We start from the raw sequence: 18,256 nt of genomic DNA on the forward strand, positions 1-18,256 counted from the left end.
TGTATTACCTCATTATGCATAACAAACTTTACGATTACACTTTAACCCAAAATCAGTAAAATTGTTTATGCCATATTATTGTAACACCTTATTTCAAAAATCACAAAATAAGGTGTTGGTTTTGTATACACTTTTTATGTAAATCTTTAGTGTAAAGTAAGGTCACTTCCCTATTTTGATGACTGTATGAAAATTATTTTTTCTCTAAAACCTTGATAGACTTGACAAATGGTAGAAAAAAGCTTCACTAGAGAAGCTTTTATGATTGCAGATGCCTTACTTGCTCACCAACTTAGATAATGTCGGCATCCTATCAGCATGTTTGCTAGATTAAAAAAAGCAATCCGAAAATTGCTTTTTTCTGAAATGACTACGCTTTATTGGCTGAACCAAAGACATCGATACGCTCTTCAACCATACCTTGAACAGCTTTCACGCCGTCTGCAAGGAATTTACGTGGGTCGAAGAGTTTTTTCTTGTCGTACTCAGCCTTGTTAGCAGAGTAGTCAGACGCAAATTTAAGCGTTGCTTCTGTGAAGGCAATCTGTCCTTCAGTGTTCACGTTAACTTTAGCCACACCAAGACGAATCGCTTCTTGGATTTGCTCATCAGGGATACCTGAACCACCGTGAAGAACGATTGGCGTGCCAGGGATAGCTTCTGTCAATTTCTTCAAGTGCTCAAGGTCAAGACCTTCCCAGTTTTCTGGGTATGGGCCGTGGATGTTACCGATACCAGCTGCCAAGAAGTCAATACCAGTTTCAACCATAGCAATAGCATCTTCGATTGGAGCGAGTTCGCCCTTACCAACGATACCGTCTTCCTCACCACCGATAGTACCAACCTCAGCCTCAACAGAGATACCTTTTGAGTGTGCAAGAGCAACCACTTCACGAGCTTTTGCAAGGTTTTCCTCAACTGGCAAGTGAGAACCGTCAAACATGATAGAAGTGTAACCCACTTCGATACACTCCAGAGAGTCTTCGTAGTGACCATGGTCCAAGTGAATGGCAACTGGCACAGAAATGTTCATAGACTCAATGAGGTTCGCAATGAGGTTGCGAGCAACCTTGTAACCACCCATATACTTAGCTGCACCCATAGAGGTTTGGATAAGCACTGGTGCTTTCTTGGCTTCTGCTGCACGCAGGATTGCTTGAGTCCATTCAAGGTTGTTGGTGTTGAATCCGCCGACAGCGTAGCCGTTCTCACGGGCTGCTTTGACAAATTCTGCTGCTGAAACTAATGGCATGTGATAGCCTCCTTTATTTTTTGGGCAATAGCAGAGCTAAACCCTTACTCGTTCATTCTATCACATTTTGGTAAAAATTTCCAGTCCCTGAGTAGAAATTTCTCCTTAACCAACGACACCCTCAAATCAAAATACCATCTAAATGATCCAATTCGTGCTGACAAATCTGAGCTGGAAAATCGGTCAAGGTCAGCGTTTGCTCCTGCCATTGCTGATTGAAAAAGCGTACCCTTATCTCACGATAGCGTGTCGTTTGTCGACTTCCTGACAAGGACAAACAGACCTCTTGGGTCTCGTAGGGCTGGCTCTTGCTTAGCAGAACAGGATTAAACATGACCAAACTAGACAACCCAAGGTCGATAATAATAACGCGTTTATGGTAACCAATCATATTAGCCGCTAAGCCAACACAACGGTCCTTATTCGCAACTAACGTCGCCTGCAATTCTTGACCAATAAAACGATCTGCCTTGGTGGCAGGCTTACTTGGCTGACTAAGAAAAAAGACATCTGTCACAATTGATTTCATCATTGTATTTCTCTTTCTATTTATGATTTTAGGAAACCTTCCCTGACTGCCCTTTTAACCAACGACGATAGCGGCAGTAGAGAAAGAGGGTACGCCAAAGATTATCCAAGGTAATAGCCAGCGACACCCCCCATAGCCCGAGACCAAGTTCAATCGCCATCAGATAGCCCCCCAGTACCCGAACTAGCCACATGCCGATGCTTGTCGCTACAAATGGTAATTGAGGACGTCCCAAACCTTGCCAGGTCGCCGTAAAAATTTGTGTTCCAGCCGTCACAGGAAACTCCAGCACGGAAAAAAGCAGAATAATCCTTGCGTAGCTGGTTACAACAGCCTCTTTGGTAAAGAAGCTAAGCCAATAATCTCCAAAACCCCAAACGATTAAGCTCGTCAACGCCATCATCGCAATAGTAAGGTAATAGGATTGATGGACTAGACCATTGAGCTTCTCCTGCTGATGACGACCGTTAGCCACTAAAATCACCGTCGCCACAGCCATCCCCAAGGCTGGCAGGTAACTAAACTGGATTAAGGTTTCGCCAATCGCATGCCCAGCCACGGCTTCCGTTCCTAGCTTCACCACCACGCCAATCAGCACCACATCACCAGCTCGCATCATCAACCGCTCACCGATAAGCGGTAGTGATTGGTACAAGAGTGTGTTATCTTTTTTGAACAATAGCTGGCGCACCGTCGGACGCGAATCAAGTGAAGACCAAAGCAAGACCACGCCGAGAGCTCGTGCCAAAACCGTTCCTAGAGCCACTCCGACTACGCCCAAGTCAGTCAAGGTTAAAAATAAAATGGATAAAACCAGATTGACAAGGTTGACGAACACACTAATCCAGAAGGGACGATTTGGCTGCCCTTGCGCACGAATGAGGCTACTCAAACTCATCATCAGCCCCAATAAAGCAGTTGCTCCACCCACAACACCAATGTAGGACTGACCAAGCCTTAAGACATGACCTGATAATCCTAAGCCTGATAAAAAATAACCGCCGAAAAGTAAGGTTCCCAATCCCAGCAACACTCCAACGAGAACTGTCAAAACGACCGTTTGTCCGATGAAAGCAACCTTGTCAGCCTCTTTAGCCTGCCTTACAATAAGACTGCTGGCCGCTGTAGCTAAACCGACAAAAACTGCCTGATAAATACTGAGCACATTGTTGGCAACCGAAACAGCAGAAACGGCGACAATTCCCAGCTGAGCCACCAAATAAGCATCCACCGTCCCCATCAACATTTGCAGGACATTCTCTCCCATGGCGGGAAGAGCGATGCGCAACAATTTTTTATAATACATAATTCTCCAAAAAAGAGCTCAGACACCTGTCCTCGCTCCTCTATAAGTCATAACTCTCACAAACCCAGATAACTCTCCACCGCGGCTTGCATGTCAGCGACTGCAACCACCTTGTCGTGGCGGACGGTAGCGGTCTGCAAGCCATCAACAGCTTTTGGCAAAGCCACCTGAGAGATGTCTCTTAGCTCCTCTGCGGCAACAAAGTCGTCCCCGCTGTCTACTCCTGTGATGGCAGAGACAGCTACGCGTGGGAATTTATAGGGACTCGCTGTCGATGCAATCACGGTTGGCGTCTCATCTCCTGTCCGTGTACGGTAAGCTTGGTAGACGCTGGACGCCACTGCTGTATGCGGATCTTGGACATAGCCCGTTTCCTCATAGAGGCGTTTGATGTCAGCCGCGGTCTGCTCTTCTGTGGCAAATCCTGCCTCAAACAACTCCCAGATAGCAGGATCAAACTCAGTCAGACTATACTCCCCAGCTGTCGCTAGCTGCTCCATCAGCTCCTTGGTCTTAGCTGTGCTATTGCCCACCAAATGGAAAATCAAGCGCTCCAAGTTAGACGACACCAAGATATCCATAGATGGGCTGGTCGTCACACGAAAGTCTCGCTTCTTGTCATAGGTTTTGCTGGCAAAAAAGTCGGTCAAGACCTTGTTATCGTTGGATGCACAGATCAGCTTGTGGACAGGCAGGCCAATCTGACGAGCATAGTAGGCCGCGAGAATGTTCCCAAAGTTGCCCGTCGGAACAGCGATATTGATCGCATCACCTGCTGCAATCTCTCCTTGCGCCACCAGCTGGGCATAGGCATAGACATAGTAGACAATCTGTGGCACCAAGCGACCAATGTTCATCGAATTGGCAGAAGAGAACTGATAGCCCGCCTGCGCCAAACGCTCCCGCAGCGTCTCATCATTAAACATCTGCTTGACCGCTGTCTGGGCATCGTCAAAATTCCCCTCTATCGCCACCACATGAGTGTTAGCCCCTGTCTGCGTGGTCATCTGCAATTCCTGAATCTTAGAAACACCGCCTTTAGGGTAAAAGACGATGATGTCTGTGCCTGCTACATCTGCAAAGCCCGCCATGCCCGCCTTGCCCGTGTCGCCAGAAGTCGCCGTCAGGATAACGATTTTCTTGTCCGTCCCCTGTTTCTTAGCCGCTGTGGTCAACAGATAAGGCAAAATGGACAGCGCCATATCCTTAAACGCGATGGTGGACCCATGAAACAGCTCAAGGATATAGCTATTGCCTTCTTTTCGGATGGGAGCAATGGCAGAGCTAGTAAACTTGTCATCATAGGCAGATTGAATGCAGTGCGCCAGCTCTTCTGGCGTGAAATCATCCAAAAAAGCAGACAAAATCAGCTGAGCCACCTCTTGGTAGCTGGCCGATGACAGGTGATCCCAGTCCAGATGAACAACAGGCAAATCCGTCGGTGTAAAGAGCCCACCGTCCGTCGCCAAACCTTGCAAAATGGCCTGACTAGCAGTGACACGATTATTTGCATCACGAGTTGATTGGTAAAGTAATGGCATATTCGTCCTCAACATATCTTTTTTACCATTATACCATACCTAAAAACTAATCACAAAAAGGCGCGTCTCCGATTTCCCTCCCAAGATAGCTGACAAGAATAAATCAAATTCAGTCTAATTGACTAGATAGCTTAGCATAAGATGGTTAACAACTAGTTTCTGTTGCCAAGTGACGCTCTCTAGCGATAACTTGATTTTCTGAAAGGTACCTGCGCCTTTCCACAGCAATTGCTCTGACTAGAACAAAAAAACTTAGTCCTGTAACATCCAGAACCAAGTCTTTCATTAAAATTTTTAGCTGGCTTGCTTGGCAGTATCAAACCAAACTCAACTTATCCCGACGCCAGATTAAGCCTCGATCAGACATTGTAATTGGGAATGGCTTTGTCAATCCCATTGTTTATGGGACTTTATCTCCCGCCGTCCTACCGCTGAATAAAGTGAACTCAGCTGGCAACATAACTGTCTCTAAAGCTCCTCATCATATCGACAAGAGAGGTCTTAGACTTCATCGTCATCTGAAAAGTCATCGTCATCATCGATAGCAACACTAGTGTCATCGTCATCAAGTGGAGCATCGATGTCAATTTCGTTTAGCTCACTGTCATAGCTATCAACTTCAGACTTTTCATCATCGGCATTGTCTTCGCCATACTCTAAATCTTGGTCAGTATCACGACCGTAGTCTTCATCTTCTGGGTCATCATCACTGTAGTCAATGTCATCATCACCAGCAAGCGCATTAACACGTTTTTTCTTACGCTTTGGTGCTTCCTCATCGTCATCGTTATCTTCCAGCGTGATGATTTCCTCATCAATCTCATCAATCGCATACCAGGAGCGTAGACCCCATTTGTTTTCACCGAGGGGAATAAAGCTACCGTCAGTATTTAAATCAGCATAAAAATAAGGCAAGGCTGAACGAATCGCTGCATCTGATTTTTCTAAATAACGTTGAATCTCATTGACCAAGTCACTGAAAAACATCTCGTTATCACGACCACGCTCTTCTAAGATAGCTCGGGCAACTTCAATCATTGAAAGTTCTGTTTTTTCTTGTCCTGCAAATACGTCTAATGTCAAGGTGTGCTCCTTACTGTTTTGGCATTCGCCAGTTTTATCCATTCTTTCATTTTACGATAAAATCCATGTTTCGTCAAATGATTTTAGCTTGATTGTCTTACAAACAGCCATTGCTAAAGTGCCTTGCTTAGACAGCAGTAACCGTCACCTCGATATTGCCTGCAACAGCTTTTGAATAAGGGCAAACCGTATGAGCAAGCTCTAACAATTCCTGGCTCTCCGCCAAGGTCACTCCCTCAATATGCCCTTCAATCGCAACACCCAGCTGAACATTTGGCAAATCTGTTGTCGGTAAGGTATAAAGAGTAACCGTTGCTGACACTGTCGCCTCTGCCACAATACCTTTTTGTTTAAGAACAGCTCCCAAAGCACCGTTGAAGCAAGAAGCATAACCTGCTGCAAATAGCTGTTCAGGATTGGTTGCACCTTCTTGTTTCGTTCCTGGCTGCACTACCGTTACCTGAAAAGCTTTGTCCTCTGTAAAGGCTTGTCCAACACGTCCACCTGTGTTATAAACTTTAGTACTATAAATTTTTTGCATGTGTTTTCCTCATTTCATATACTTATCAGCTACTGAATAACCGTTCTGCCCTTAAGCAGTGTCACTAATGCGACACGCACCTAAGTCTTTATCCGTTGTTGAGGCCTTATAGCTCCGCAATCTGATAAAGTTCCAACTCTGCTGCAGTTTCTGTACCAAACATGTTAATCATCATCTTGACTTTGTTATTGTCAATCTCAACAACACGACCTTCTTGTCCCATAAAGGCACCATCGATAATCTGAACCATGTCACCTGGCTTAATGTTGGTGTCGATAATGTCCACACTTTGTCCCATTGATACCAAAATGGCTCTGATTTCTTCTTCCAAAAGCGGGGTCGGTTTTGAACGGTTTCCGTGAGAGCCGACAAACCCTGTGACGTTTGGGGTGTTCCGCACCACGAACCAAGCCTCATCGGTCATGACCATCTCAACCAAGACATAGCCTGGGAAACGGTTTTCTTCGACAGCTTTTGTTTCACCATTTTTTTCAACGTTGACCGTCTGTGTCGGAATCTCCACGCGCAAAATATTCTCAAGCATATTATAGGTTTGCGCCCGTTGTAAGAGGTTTTCTTTGACCTTATTTTCATATCCTGAGTAGGTTTGTAGCACAAACCATCCCTTATCAAAACTATCTAATAGTGACATGTCACATCTCCTTTGTTAATTGATTGTTTAGAAAAAAGCCTTTCGGCTGTCTGGTTACTTTTATTGTATCATAAAACCAGCAAAAGTCCTAGCCTTTTGCTGGTTCAGGTTAAAATTTGTTGATTAACTCAAAAATACCTAGTGACAAGAGTTTGTCAAAGATAAAAATGATGAGTGTGAAAAATGCGGTGTACTGAAGAATGGAAATATAGTCCTTCCATGCCTGTTTTGGTGTTGGCCAAGTAGTATCTCGTAAAACCTTAAAAATGCCCATGAGCTCTCCTATCGTGTTTCTTTATGTAAGCTGTACTGTTTACAATGCTTGCAAAATTTCTTGACTTCTAGCCGAGTGGGTTTTGGGTTACTACTGACACTAATCGAGTAGTTACGGCTACCGCAATCTGTACAGGCTAGACTTGCTTTTTTTTGTGCCATAAGGCCTCCTTTTACACCCTATTCTATCATATCTGACAGCAATTGGCAACTTATCTGAAATAATTGATCAGCTGATCCCAGAGGTTCTGGGCTTTTTCTCTTAAACCTGAGTCGTCGACGGCTTGGCGGAGTTTGTCTGCGGCTTCTTGAGCTGATTGGCGAAGCCCATCGATGATGTCTTGAGATTCTGTTTGGCTGGCTTCATCAGTATATTCTGGGGCGATACCATCCAGCGCATAGCTATTTTCCTCAGAAAAAGGCGTGCCTGCCGTGTAAGGCAAAATATAGCTCGCCTGCGTGCTAAAGAGTTGAGGCGCCATATAAGCGTTAGCATCACTGAGGTAGTGATTCTCATCGGTCTGCTCAAAACCGACCCACTGGCTGATGACCACATCAGGCGTATAACCAATCACCCACTGGTCACCAACAAGCTCTGGGTTAAATGCTGTTTCGCTTGTTCCTGTTTTTCCTGCTAAGGTATAACCGTAGACATTGGCACGCACCCCTGTACCATTTGAAAAAGTCCCCAGCATCATGCTAGTCATCTGGTCTGCTACAGCCTTGCTCAAAATGCGCTGACTTGTCGGCTTGTAGGTTTTAATCACACGACCGTCTGCTGTCTCGATTCGGGTGATGAGGTGGGCTTTAGGCATGACACCGCCATTAGCAAATGTCGCATAAGCCTGCGCCATCTCTAACGGATTGGTCGTTACACTACCACCCAGCGCAATGCCTAATTCTCGATTAGCCTTATCCATCTCTAAGCCAAACTGTTTGCCATAAGTGATGGCTTGATCAATCCCCATCTGCTCGGTCAAGTACACCGCTGGGATATTATAAGACTGGGCCAAGGCTTGATACATAGGCACATCCTCAGACTCATAACCGCCAAAGTTATGTGGGGCATAACCGTTAAAATCACGATGGCTATTCGGCAAGAGACTATCTGTTGCCCAGCCATTGGCAAGAGCTGGCGCATAGACAATCAAGGGTTTAATGCTTGATGCCGGACTTCTCTCTGCTTGCGTTGCAAAGTTAAAGGTTCTAAAGGTCGGCTGTTCACTGCTATTGACACGACCGACCAGACCACGAACACCTCCTGTCGTCGGGTCTAGAGCCACGCTGGCTGCCTGCGCCTGACTGCCATCAATCTCAGATACAGGAATCAGCTCATCATTATCAAGCGTCTGTTGCATGCCACTTTGATAGTTCTGATCCAGCTCGGTATAAATCCGATAACCGTTGTTGACGATGTCTTTCTCACTCAAGCCATACATTTCAATCGCTTCGTTGACTACCGCGTCGAAATAGGAAGGATAAGCGTAATTATCCACCTTGCCAGCATAGGTATCAGCCAAACGCTCTGCCATTGCTACCGCCATATGCTGATCTGCAACTTCCTGACTGATGTAACCTGCCTCTACCATGGACTGCAACACCGTATCTCGACGGTTGGTGGCATCTTCCAGAGAAGCGTAGGGGTTATAAATCTCTGGACCTTTAAGCATGCCTGCCAAGGTTGCCGCCTCATCTAAACTCAGCTCAGCGGCTGACACCCCAAAATATTTCTGGCTGGCATCTTCCACGCCCCAGACCCCATTGCCAAAATAAGCGTGGTTGAGGTACATGGTCAAGATGTCGTTTTTACTGTATTTTTTGGTCAATTCTAGCGCCAAGAAAAATTCCCTAGCCTTACGCTTGATGGTCTGATCTTGAGTCAGGTAAGCATTTTTAGCCAACTGCTGAGTGATGGTTGAGCCACCACCAGATTTCCCTAAAGTCAACAGCGCTAAAAAAGTTCGCTGAAAGTTAATCCCGCTATTGTCATAAAAGGTTCTGTCCTCTGTCGCAATCACTGCCTGTTCCAGCTGGTCACTGATGGCATCTAGTTCGACATAGGTGCCTTTTTGACCAGACAGGGTGCCTGCCTCCTCATTGTTTCGGTCATAGATGACCGTGACAGCCTTTAGGGAAGCCTGTAAGTCAGAGACCTTGGCCGTTTTGGCTAGATAAAACAAGTAGCCTCCCACCACAAGACCAAACAATGCAGCCATGAGTAAGAGCACCTTGCCGACATGATAACGGCGCCAGTAGCGACGAAGGGGATGGGATGTCGGTAACCGAAATCGGCTAAGTAGACTCGTCCTCTCATCTTGTTCCATGTCATCCTTCTGGCTACGTCGCCGACGGTAGGTCGGTGTTGCAGGCGGTTCTTCTGACAGCTGAGTAAAAACGACCGTATCCTCCAAGGAGACATCGCCATACTCTTCACTCGCATCGCTCGATGATGGCTTCAAAAATTTTTTCTTTAATAAATCTAATAGTGTCATAACCTGATTATAAAAAAAAACAGCAAAAAAGTCATATTTCTGCTGTAAAATGCCTCTTGAGCTAGTCTTTCTCTCCACATAAAAATGAGCAAGTAGTTTCATTGAGTGAGTGCCCCTATTGCTCATTTTTTATAACGATACTTGACTTACCACACTATGACTGTTCGACCAGCTTGTAATCTTCAACCTTGTACACTTTGTGACACAAACAGTCAATGTCTTCTTGATTGTGGCTAGCAATCAAAATAGTTGCTCCTTGTTTAGCCAGTCGCAAAATCAGCTCTCTCATCTTCATCACAGCATCTGCATCCAAGGCGTTCATCGGCTCATCAAGCAATAACACCTTGGGATGCTCCATGATGGCTTGAGCGATGCCCATTTTCTTTTTCATGCCCAAAGAGAAGTGCTTGACTTTCTTATCCTTAAATGCCAGCAAGTCCACTGCCTCCAGCGCATCTTCTATGACTTCCTTGGAAACGTTTTGGTTAATGCTCAATAGCAGAGCTAGATTATCGTAAGCCGTCAGCTCAGGCAAAAACGATGGCTCCTCAATCAGTACCCCAATCTTGTCCGCAAACCGTGTGGATGTCGCAACCTCTCTCCCATTGACCCAGACTTCACCCTCTTTTGGCTTTGCCAAGCCAGCAATGATCTTAAACAAGACCGACTTCCCAGAACCATTTTTACCAGTGATGCCCACGATTTCTCCAGAAGCAAAGGAGACGTTAAGCTGTTTAAAAATATCTTGCCTCCCAAAAGAGAACGACATCTCCTTAATCTCAATTGTCTTCATAGATGCAATGCTCCTTTCTTAGTGATGTCAATAATGATAAAAAGTAGACTAGTAACGATGACCAGTAACGGAACCGGACTTAATGTGAGCCAATCAGCCATGCCTTGAGACTGCATACTCAAATAAACCACGGTTGCGCAAGAGATGAGCGCCGCTGTTTGGGCATTTCTAAACACCCTAGATAAACAAAAATATAAACTGCTTGTTTGAGCAATGATGACTATCAACCTGATCATCTCCCTAAGAGAGAGCATGTTGCTGGATCCGGATAAGAGGTAAAATACCTGAAAATAAAGCAACCAGTAAACAGCTCCCACCAAGGCGATATAGCAACTGATGTCCAACAAGTGTTTATATTGATTGCCCTGTCGCATAATGAGTAAACCAGTATAACTCTCTGTCATATCAATCTTAAACACAAATAAAAACAGGAACAAGAGAATAGGTGAGATGTGCTTAGCAATAAGGTAAAAATGGCGATAATTCAGCTGGTAGTAAGCTAGCACACTCTCTTCAGCCTCCGTACCGAGCATATAGTGACCCGATAAATGAAGAAGGAAAAAGAACACCAGCACAGCAAGTACGATTTTTGGGGTTATATTTTTCTTGAACAAGACTGTTAACATCGCATCTCCTTAGTCTGTATGGTTCCGTCTTATCTCCAGAATATAGGTCATCGCTATCAAAGAAAGGTTACCAGACAGCCAGTACACCATGTTTTCCCAAACAGCTCCAACATGAACCGCTTGGTAGTGATAAATCGGCAGCAAGGAAAGAACTGGTGAGTAAATCGTCAATTTATAGATAAAGGATTGAAAGAAGATAAAAGCTATCATTAAAAATAAAGAAACCTTTTCGCTGAAGAGCAGTCGGCAAAACTGATGAAGATTTAGCAAAAAGAATAAATAACAGTAAAAGTTAATTGCGACGAAGATAGTTTGACTAGCCAAACTCCTGCCTAGAAACGGCTGTGCTGAGAACAGGTCTGTGTAGCGCTTAACCGTTTCTGGTGTCCATGACACATTGACATCTGTTGTAAACATACCAATCAGGATCCCCATTAAAGCCAGTAAACAGACAAATGTCATCCAAAACATGACCTGTACTAACAACTGATGCCCAAATAACCGTTTGTTATCTTTGAAACGTAGTAGAGCTAGTTGGCTTGGAAAAAATAGTCTGGAGATAAAACTGCTACCGATTAAACAGACCAAGGGGACTCCCACGATAGCAGTATATAGATCACTGGTCAGATAAAGTTGCCAGAGCCAAAAATTTTTTTCTGATGACGACAGATTAAATTGGAGAAAGCTGAAACTGATTAGGCAAAGCAGCAGTAAGACATACACAGCTAATTTTCTCTCATACCTCTGCCCCAAAAGCCTAATCATCCGTTGAATCATCAATGATCACTTCCTTTTTTAGTCTGAAAAACCCGACGACAAGCGTCACAGATAGGATTAGCAATAGCTGACCATAGACCGATAAAACATTAGCTGTTGTATTGGCGGTTAGATCAAATGTTGTGACTGGTTCAAATCTATCCAGTCCTATAAACGGAAAAACAAATGACGGGAGCAGGTATAAGCCAAAAGGAATAACAGCAGAAGCTAGCTTGTTACGGATAAAGAAAGTCGATACCAACCCGAGATTGGCATAGACCGCAGCAAAGATACCACTGTTTATCACCGTGAGGATAGCATACAACATCTGATGCTGACGAAAAACAGATGACCACGCACCGCCAATTTCACCGAAATACAAGCCTTTCTCAAATGGCAACATGATCCTATTGGTGAGTAAGAATAAGGTCAAGGGACACATGATAGACAGCGCTGACGCTAAACTATTGGACGCTATTTTCACAATATAGTAGGTTTTTAGAGTGGTTCTGGTCAGTATCCCATAAATCATATGGTTCTCCCTATCCTCCAAGTAAGCATTTGAGGACGGAAGACCTACAATCAGAGGAGCTACAACTGGCAAGATAGCACCTGATCCCAAAGAAAAGGCATATAAGAAGAGCGACACTCCCTTAAATTCAGCGATTGAATCCCAGCTACTCATCATTCCGATAAAGAGGCTGACTAATACCAGCAACATGGCTATAAGGTTCTTTTGAGATAAGACAGCTCGCTTTAACTCAGCTAAAAAATAACTTATCATAGTATCATCCTCTCTGCTCAATATCTACAAGAAAGGGAAGTGAGTTCTTTTCCCTTGAACATGTGGAAAGTCCATACCAGACAACTGTTTACCAAAAATCAGAAGCAAGGCTAACGTGGTCCGAGCTCATAGGTAACATAACCAAATTCCCAGAATTCCCTATCTCAATTATAGAATATTCATATAGATTTTTAAATGGTTAGCTATTATCTCTATTTGTTGGGATATTTTAGTATAAATTCGCAAAACCTTGCTATTCTGAACTAAATTTTATATGATAGGGTATACAATAAAAAGTCAAGTTCAGTCAAAAAAACGATACAGAACCGACAACACTCCCTCAATACTCACGAGACTTAAAAATCACCTGAGACAGCTTGATAAGGAGTCGACCCTAGCCATACCTAAAGGAGCACACATGACAACCTCTTACACCATTCACAACACCTTTGCAGATTGTAGCGTGAAAGAACTTCTAGAGGAGCACTTACTCATTCCTCGAAAAATTAGGCATTTCCTACGGACAAAAAAGCATCTCTTGGTCAATGGCAGAGCTGTCAACTGGCAGAGCTCAGTCCATCTCGGAGATGTCATCAACCTAACCTTTGATGAGGAAGACTACCCTCAAAAAACATTGCCTGCTGGCAATGCTGACCTCATCGACTGCCTCTACGAAGATGACCACCTCATCATTGTCAACAAGCCAGAAGGGCTCAAGACCCATGGCAATGAGCCCACAGAAATCGCCCTGCTCAATCATGTCTCCACCTATGCTGGCTGCGTCTGCTATGTCGTCCATCGGTTAGACATGGAAACGAGCGGTGCTGTGCTATTTGCCAAAAATCCCTTTATCCTCCCTCTGCTGAACCGCCTCCTGGAGCAAAAACGTATCAAGCGCCAGTACCTCGCTCTGGTTGATGGTCTTCTGCCCAAGACTAGGACGATTAGCGATAAAATCGGTCGTCATCGGCATGATCGGCGAAAACGCGTCGTTGATCATCGACACGGACAAGTAGCCCTGACTCGAGTAAGCCCAGTTCAGTTTGACGAGCAGCGAACGCTCGTTAGTTGTCAGCTCGAAACAGGACGCACCCACCAAATCCGTGTCCACCTGTCACACCAGGGGCTGCCCTTATTAGGCGATCCGCTTTATCATCCCAAACCTAAAGGCAGACTCATGCTTCATGCCCATCAACTCAACTTCACCCATCCCCTCACACGTCAGGAGATTACTGTCACTTGTTCGTCTAAAACCTTTGAACAAACACTCAAAACTCCCTAGCACATAAATTGCTAGGGAGTTCTTTTTATTTTGGAGTTGATAGGGCAAAAAGTGGTGACAAGGGACGCTTTTCATGGATGCGGATAATCGCTTCAGCAATCAAATCTGCGATTGAAATCTGTTCAATCTTATCAATCACACGATTTTCTGGAAGGAAGATGGTGTCTAACACCACCAGTTTTTCAATAGCAGAGCGCTCAATATTGTCCAAGGCAGGTCCTGATAAGACAGGGTGCGTACAGCTGGCATAAACCGAAACGGCTCCCGCATCACGCAGAGCATCTGCAGCGTGACAGATTGTCCCTGCTGTGTCGATCATGTCATCAATTAAAATACATGTTTTCCCAGCGACACTACCGATGATATTCATCACTTCACTTGTATTCATCTTGTCAACGCTACGGCGCTTGTCAATAATTGCCAGTGGAGTTTGTAAAAACTGGGCCAATTTTCTCGCCCGAGGCACGCCACCGTGATCTGGGCTGACCACCACATAGTCTTCTCCAGTCATCCCACGTCGAATGAAGTAGTCAGCAATCAGTGGCGCTCCCATCAAATGGTCAACAGGAATATCAAAGAACCCTTGAATCTGAGATGCGTGCAAATCAACCGTCAACAAACGGTCAACACCAGCAATTTCAAGCATGTTGGCAACTAATTTGGAGGTAATTGGTTCACGTGAACGTGCCTTTCTATCCTGACGAGCATATCCGTAGTAAGGCATGACAACATTTACAGTCTCTGCGCTCGCACGTTTCAAGGCATCTACCATAATCAAGATTTCCATCAGGTTATCATTGACTGGTGAACTAGTGGATTGTAAGATAAAGACATGATGACCACGAATCGATTCTTCGATATTGACTTGAGTTTCACCATCTGAAAACTGACGAACAGATGACTTCCCAAGCGGGATACCGATAATATCAGCTACTTTTTCAGCTAACTCTTGGTTAGACGATAAGGCAAAGAGCTTCAAATTTGAATACGACATAGAACCCTCCAAAAATTTTCGTTACCTCTATTGTAACCCTTTTTAGCGGAATTTTCAATAAGAAAAGGAACTAAGATATTGACTTAAACAACCATTGCCAAATAACAACCCGATCTATTTATCAAGTTGTCTCAAATATTTAATAATCTAGTCTTGCTAGCTGAGCCTTTTAATATAAAAAACAGGACTTTTCCAAGTCCTGATAATGCACTCTAGTTTGGATAGATGTAAGATACAACCCCTTCGCTAGTGGTTGTTGGGTTAAACCAGCCACGATGGTTATCAATGTAGCGTTTACCCATCATGTTAGATTCTTGAACCTGAATCTTCGTATCGCTCTCAACAGCAACAACGTAAGCAACGTGACCATAGCCATAATAGCCACCTGTCCACACAGCGACAGCTCCTACAGCTGGTGTCGTGCCAACACGGAAACCAGCCGCACGGGCACTTGCTGCCCAGTCACCACCATTACCCCAGTAGTTCCCAACCCATGGAGCTAACTGTTTGACACCCCATGTACACTCACCAACAGGATAGGTGCTATAATCATAAGATACTGCTGTCGTAGCGGCAGTTGTATAAGTTTGTTGAGTTGCTGGGGCAGCTGCTTGTGCTGGCGCTGCTAACGTCTGCACAGCAGGGGCAGCTGACTCTTGCACTGGAGTTGCAACTGCTGCACGAGAAGCTGCAATGGATTGCACCTGAGCCTCAGCTTGAGCTTTAGCCTCCGCTTCTGCACGAGCTTTTTCCTCAGCTGCTGCACGAGCTTTTTCCTCAGCTGCACTCTTTGCAGACAAGAGGCTAGCTTTTTCCTCTTCAGCAGTTGCTAGAGAAGCTTGTAAATTGATTTGAGCAACTTCTAACTCTGCCTTTTGAACATTCAAAGCATAGGTGTTCTCAGACAAGGTCACACGGTTAGCCTCAACAGTGTTAATAGCTTCCTGGTTAGCTTTTTGTTTTTCTTCAATATTTGTTTTATCCGATTGTTGTTGCTTCAATAATTTTTCATTAGCTGAAATAACCTTACGAATCGCCATGATTCGGCTAACCATTTCTGATAACGAGTCAGCTTCTAAAATCGTGTTGATGTAGGTGGATGCTTGTTGATTTTTCTGCGCACTACGTGCTTGCTTTTTCAACTGACTGTTTCTTGCCACAATTTTTTGTGACAAGCTATCAATCTCTGCAATCAATTCTTTTGACTCAGCTTGTAACTCTTCGTTTGTTTTAGCGAGCTCATCTTGCTGCGCTTCTAAATCAGCAACTTGTTTTTCTAAACTGGAAACTTGACTTTGAGCTTGTGCTTGTTCTGCTGATAGATTGGCAATGGTCGCATCGGTCTGCGCAATCTTCTTGTCAAAATCTTCAGCAAAAACAGACAGTGGTGCAACTGTATTCAAGAATAATCCACTAACCAGTGCTGCTGAAATAATTTTGTTTTTCATAGAATAGACACTCCTTCTAGTTTAAGACATTACCTATTTTAACAAAAAAAGGGGCTGAGTATGTTACACCTATATTACAGTTCGGTTGATATTTGACGAAAATCAACACCCCTAAATAAAACCGGTTCTAGGTAACGAAAGAAGAAAAATAAGGTCACCCCATTAAACAGTATCGTCCCAGGCATCTGACGATTAAAGAACTCTGAAAATGTCACCGTTGTTAACTGGTAAAAATAGCCCAGCCAGTAGAGGCCTACTGGAAATAACACCTGTAAGAGAACTAAGGCAAAAGCACGATCCCATTTCCCCTTTAGCCAGTAACGCCTAGTGATTGATAAAATAAAATAAACCAATGGAAATAGTACGGTCGCAAGCCCAATGGTCAGTAAATAATGCTGATCGTAAAATAACCCCAGCAAGACTAGGCTAAGATAACTGAAAAGATCACGCCATAGGATACTGATATAGAAAATACTAATCAAGAGAAACTGACTCGTTACCAGCCAGCGGAAGTCAGTCAAGCCAGATAGGAAAAAGGAAATCTGCCCGTCCAAGAAAAAAGTCACCAGCATAATTAACCAGAGGAGAACACGTTTCTTAATCATTTCCACCCTCCCCTATTAGTGTCACAGAAGTCAAGCTGGTATTATTGACAGCAGGCGTCACATAAGCCATCAGAGCTTGGTCTTCTGTCCGAGCAATTTCCTTAACCTGCCCAATGGTGATTCCCTCTAGCCCGGTGCCATCAAGCCCACTAGTCAAAACTTTATCACCAACCTTAATCGGCAGTTGCTGATTAAACTGACTTAGCTTAAGGGCCTCTTTTTCAGTATCATAGCCGAGCACCATACCGTACAAGATTCCTGATGCTGTTTCTATTCTTGCGCCAATTGCCGTTTGGCGAGCCGTATTAGTCAGTAACTCAACCTGAGATGTCGTGTCATTCAGCTGGCTAATGGTTCCAACAAGACCCTTATCTGTCACTGCAAGCATGTGTGATGTTACCTGATCTTTCGCCCCTTTATCCAGTGTAACCATTTCTAGCCAAGATAAGGTCGAGCGATAAATCACACGAGCAGAGAGAAGTTGCTGTGGTGAAATTTCTTTCTTGATTGACAATGCCTCACGGAGTGTCGCATTATCGTTTTCCAAACGCTCAATGATACGATCTTGATTTTCTAAGGTTGACAAACGTTGTTTCAGCGATTTATTTTCATTATAGGCTTGAAACAAGTCCGTAACTTCCTGCCCAAAATCAGTAGCCAAGTCTACAGGTAATCTCATGAAGCTGGTGAACTGAGCTAGAACAGCTGCTGGAAAATTAGCCAGCTGCCTTGCTGCTTCTCGATTACCCGAGACAAAAAAAAGCAATGATACCAGTAACAAAGCACTTGTCATTGCAAAAATAATCCATTTAGAAAAACGTCGTTTCTTCATCTTAGCACCCTCACTTAACAAAAAACGAGATAACTATCTACCTCGTTTACTTACGGAGAATGAGGGATTCGAACCCTCGCGCCAGTTACCCGACCTAACGATTTAGCAAACCGTCCTCTTCAGCCTCTTGAGTAATTCTCCAAGACATTATATCAGCACTAAGCTATTTTAACTATGGCGCGAGACGGAATCGAACCGCCGACACATGGAGCTTCAATCCATTGCTCTACCAACTGAGCTACCGAGCCTTATTGCGGGAGCAGGATTTGAACCTACGACCTTCGGGTTATGAGCCCGACGAGCTACCGAGCTGCTCCATCCCGCGTTAATAATAATTTTCAAATAATAGCTGAGCAATACACTCAACTATCATCTTAAGGAGGATGTGGGATTCGAACCCACGCACGCTTTTACACGCCTGACGGTTTTCAAGACCGTTCCCTTCAGCCGGACTTGGGTAATCCTCC

Annotated in this window: 19 protein-coding genes and 4 tRNA genes; 1 reads left to right on the top strand and 22 read right to left on the bottom strand. The window is 44.4% G+C overall.

Going from position 1 to position 18,256, the window contains the following annotated elements:
* Positions 1–370: 370 nt before the first annotated feature.
* The 14 genes from A3GW_RS0106615 to A3GW_RS0106675 all read right to left on the bottom strand — a co-directional run bounded on the left by A3GW_RS0106615 (position 371) and on the right by A3GW_RS0106675 (position 12,628).
* Positions 371–1,252: a class II fructose-bisphosphate aldolase gene (locus tag A3GW_RS0106615; protein WP_018368504.1), complete on the bottom strand. Its 882-nt coding sequence runs from the start codon at positions 1,250–1,252 to the stop codon at positions 371–373.
* Between the two features lie 121 nt (positions 1,253–1,373).
* On the bottom strand, positions 1,374–1,784 hold the full coding sequence (locus A3GW_RS0106620) for a peptide deformylase (protein WP_018368505.1): 411 nt from the start codon (positions 1,782–1,784) through the stop codon (positions 1,374–1,376).
* A 25-nt stretch (positions 1,785–1,809) separates the two neighbouring features.
* A complete protein-coding gene (locus A3GW_RS0106625; RefSeq protein ID WP_018368506.1) occupies positions 1,810–3,087 on the bottom strand; it encodes an MATE family efflux transporter in 1,278 nt (425 codons plus the stop codon).
* A 56-nt stretch (positions 3,088–3,143) separates the two neighbouring features.
* Positions 3,144–4,628, bottom strand: coding sequence for a threonine synthase (gene thrC, locus A3GW_RS0106630; protein WP_018368507.1), 1,485 nt, complete (start codon positions 4,626–4,628; stop codon positions 3,144–3,146).
* Between the two features lie 501 nt (positions 4,629–5,129).
* A complete protein-coding gene (rpoE, locus tag A3GW_RS0106635; RefSeq protein ID WP_018368508.1) occupies positions 5,130–5,711 on the bottom strand; it encodes a DNA-directed RNA polymerase subunit delta in 582 nt (193 codons plus the stop codon).
* Between the two features lie 127 nt (positions 5,712–5,838).
* Positions 5,839–6,252, bottom strand: coding sequence for an Ohr family peroxiredoxin (locus A3GW_RS0106640; protein ID WP_018368509.1), 414 nt, complete (start codon positions 6,250–6,252; stop codon positions 5,839–5,841).
* Between the two features lie 106 nt (positions 6,253–6,358).
* Entirely contained in the window at positions 6,359–6,904 is a 546-nt protein-coding gene (nusG, locus tag A3GW_RS0106645) for a transcription termination/antitermination protein NusG (protein WP_018368510.1), read from the bottom strand.
* Positions 6,905–7,013: 109 nt separating this feature from the next.
* Positions 7,014–7,190: a preprotein translocase subunit SecE gene (gene secE, locus A3GW_RS0106650; protein WP_026216633.1), complete on the bottom strand. Its 177-nt coding sequence runs from the start codon at positions 7,188–7,190 to the stop codon at positions 7,014–7,016.
* Entirely contained in the window at positions 7,187–7,339 is a 153-nt protein-coding gene (rpmG, locus tag A3GW_RS11500; RefSeq protein WP_083907125.1) for a 50S ribosomal protein L33, read from the bottom strand. The genes secE and rpmG overlap by 4 nt, the downstream gene beginning before the upstream one ends.
* Before the next feature lie 50 nt (positions 7,340–7,389).
* Positions 7,390–9,669, bottom strand: coding sequence for a penicillin-binding protein PBP2A (gene pbp2a, locus A3GW_RS0106655; protein WP_026216634.1), 2,280 nt, complete (start codon positions 9,667–9,669; stop codon positions 7,390–7,392).
* Positions 9,670–9,823: 154 nt separating this feature from the next.
* Positions 9,824–10,462, bottom strand: a complete 639-nt coding sequence (gene ccmA / locus A3GW_RS0106660; RefSeq protein ID WP_018368513.1) for a heme ABC exporter ATP-binding protein CcmA — start codon at positions 10,460–10,462, stop codon at positions 9,824–9,826.
* Positions 10,459–11,088, bottom strand: coding sequence for a hypothetical protein (locus A3GW_RS0106665; RefSeq protein WP_018368514.1), 630 nt, complete (start codon positions 11,086–11,088; stop codon positions 10,459–10,461). Before A3GW_RS0106665 ends, ccmA begins: the two co-directional genes overlap by 4 nt.
* Before the next feature lie 9 nt (positions 11,089–11,097).
* Complete coding sequence (locus A3GW_RS11875) at positions 11,098–11,505, bottom strand: hypothetical protein (RefSeq protein WP_211205398.1); 408 nt, start codon at positions 11,503–11,505, stop codon at positions 11,098–11,100.
* 340 nt (positions 11,506–11,845) lie between these two features.
* Positions 11,846–12,628, bottom strand: a complete 783-nt coding sequence (locus A3GW_RS0106675) for a hypothetical protein (protein ID WP_018368516.1) — start codon at positions 12,626–12,628, stop codon at positions 11,846–11,848.
* A 418-nt stretch (positions 12,629–13,046) separates the two neighbouring features.
* Between A3GW_RS0106675 and A3GW_RS0106680 the strand changes: the two genes are divergently transcribed.
* A complete protein-coding gene (locus tag A3GW_RS0106680; protein ID WP_018368517.1) occupies positions 13,047–13,910 on the top strand; it encodes an RluA family pseudouridine synthase in 864 nt (287 codons plus the stop codon).
* Positions 13,911–13,935: 25 nt separating this feature from the next.
* Here A3GW_RS0106680 and A3GW_RS0106685 read toward each other — a convergent pair whose 3' ends face one another.
* From A3GW_RS0106685 to A3GW_RS0106720, 8 genes are all read right to left on the bottom strand, one after another.
* A complete protein-coding gene (locus tag A3GW_RS0106685) occupies positions 13,936–14,904 on the bottom strand; it encodes a ribose-phosphate diphosphokinase (RefSeq protein ID WP_018368518.1) in 969 nt (322 codons plus the stop codon).
* Between the two features lie 212 nt (positions 14,905–15,116).
* Positions 15,117–16,352: a peptidoglycan hydrolase PcsB gene (gene pcsB / locus A3GW_RS0106690; RefSeq protein ID WP_018368519.1), complete on the bottom strand. Its 1,236-nt coding sequence runs from the start codon at positions 16,350–16,352 to the stop codon at positions 15,117–15,119.
* Positions 16,353–16,426: 74 nt separating this feature from the next.
* The gene (gene mreD, locus A3GW_RS0106695) at positions 16,427–16,957 is read right to left on the bottom strand and encodes a rod shape-determining protein MreD (RefSeq protein ID WP_018368520.1); all 531 of its coding nucleotides are present in this window, start codon (positions 16,955–16,957) and stop codon (positions 16,427–16,429) included.
* Complete coding sequence (mreC, locus tag A3GW_RS0106700) at positions 16,950–17,789, bottom strand: rod shape-determining protein MreC (protein WP_018368521.1); 840 nt, start codon at positions 17,787–17,789, stop codon at positions 16,950–16,952. Before mreC ends, mreD begins: the two co-directional genes overlap by 8 nt.
* A gap of 53 nt (positions 17,790–17,842) precedes the next feature.
* Positions 17,843–17,930, bottom strand: a tRNA-Ser gene (locus tag A3GW_RS0106705).
* A gap of 34 nt (positions 17,931–17,964) precedes the next feature.
* A tRNA-Phe gene (locus tag A3GW_RS0106710) sits at positions 17,965–18,037 on the bottom strand.
* A gap of 3 nt (positions 18,038–18,040) precedes the next feature.
* Positions 18,041–18,114, bottom strand: a tRNA-Met gene (locus A3GW_RS0106715).
* Positions 18,115–18,166: 52 nt separating this feature from the next.
* Positions 18,167–18,256 (bottom strand) — tRNA-Ser (locus A3GW_RS0106720).

The sequence above is a fragment of the Streptococcus entericus DSM 14446 genome (assembly GCF_000380025.1).
Taxonomy (GTDB): Bacteria; Bacillota; Bacilli; order Lactobacillales; family Streptococcaceae; genus Streptococcus; species Streptococcus entericus.

Coding starts and splice junctions, on each gene's coding strand:
- A3GW_RS0106615 (WP_018368504.1), bottom strand. CDS start 1,252: ATGCCATTAGTTTCAGCAGCAGAATTTGTCAAAGCAGCCCGTGAGAAC.
- A3GW_RS0106620 (WP_018368505.1), bottom strand. CDS start 1,784: ATGATGAAATCAATTGTGACAGATGTCTTTTTTCTTAGTCAGCCAAGT.
- A3GW_RS0106625 (WP_018368506.1), bottom strand. CDS start 3,087: ATGTATTATAAAAAATTGTTGCGCATCGCTCTTCCCGCCATGGGAGAG.
- thrC (WP_018368507.1), bottom strand. CDS start 4,628: ATGCCATTACTTTACCAATCAACTCGTGATGCAAATAATCGTGTCACT.
- A3GW_RS0106640 (WP_018368509.1), bottom strand. CDS start 6,252: ATGCAAAAAATTTATAGTACTAAAGTTTATAACACAGGTGGACGTGTT.
- nusG (WP_018368510.1), bottom strand. CDS start 6,904: ATGTCACTATTAGATAGTTTTGATAAGGGATGGTTTGTGCTACAAACC.
- rpmG (WP_083907125.1), bottom strand. CDS start 7,339: ATGGCACAAAAAAAAGCAAGTCTAGCCTGTACAGATTGCGGTAGCCGT.
- pbp2a (WP_026216634.1), bottom strand. CDS start 9,669: ATGACACTATTAGATTTATTAAAGAAAAAATTTTTGAAGCCATCATCG.
- ccmA (WP_018368513.1), bottom strand. CDS start 10,462: ATGAAGACAATTGAGATTAAGGAGATGTCGTTCTCTTTTGGGAGGCAA.
- A3GW_RS0106665 (WP_018368514.1), bottom strand. CDS start 11,088: ATGTTAACAGTCTTGTTCAAGAAAAATATAACCCCAAAAATCGTACTT.
- A3GW_RS11875 (WP_211205398.1), bottom strand. CDS start 11,505: ATGTTTACAACAGATGTCAATGTGTCATGGACACCAGAAACGGTTAAG.
- A3GW_RS0106675 (WP_018368516.1), bottom strand. CDS start 12,628: ATGATAAGTTATTTTTTAGCTGAGTTAAAGCGAGCTGTCTTATCTCAA.
- A3GW_RS0106680 (WP_018368517.1), top strand. CDS start 13,047: ATGACAACCTCTTACACCATTCACAACACCTTTGCAGATTGTAGCGTG.
- A3GW_RS0106685 (WP_018368518.1), bottom strand. CDS start 14,904: ATGTCGTATTCAAATTTGAAGCTCTTTGCCTTATCGTCTAACCAAGAG.
- pcsB (WP_018368519.1), bottom strand. CDS start 16,352: ATGAAAAACAAAATTATTTCAGCAGCACTGGTTAGTGGATTATTCTTG.
- mreD (WP_018368520.1), bottom strand. CDS start 16,957: ATGATTAAGAAACGTGTTCTCCTCTGGTTAATTATGCTGGTGACTTTT.
- mreC (WP_018368521.1), bottom strand. CDS start 17,789: ATGAAGAAACGACGTTTTTCTAAATGGATTATTTTTGCAATGACAAGT.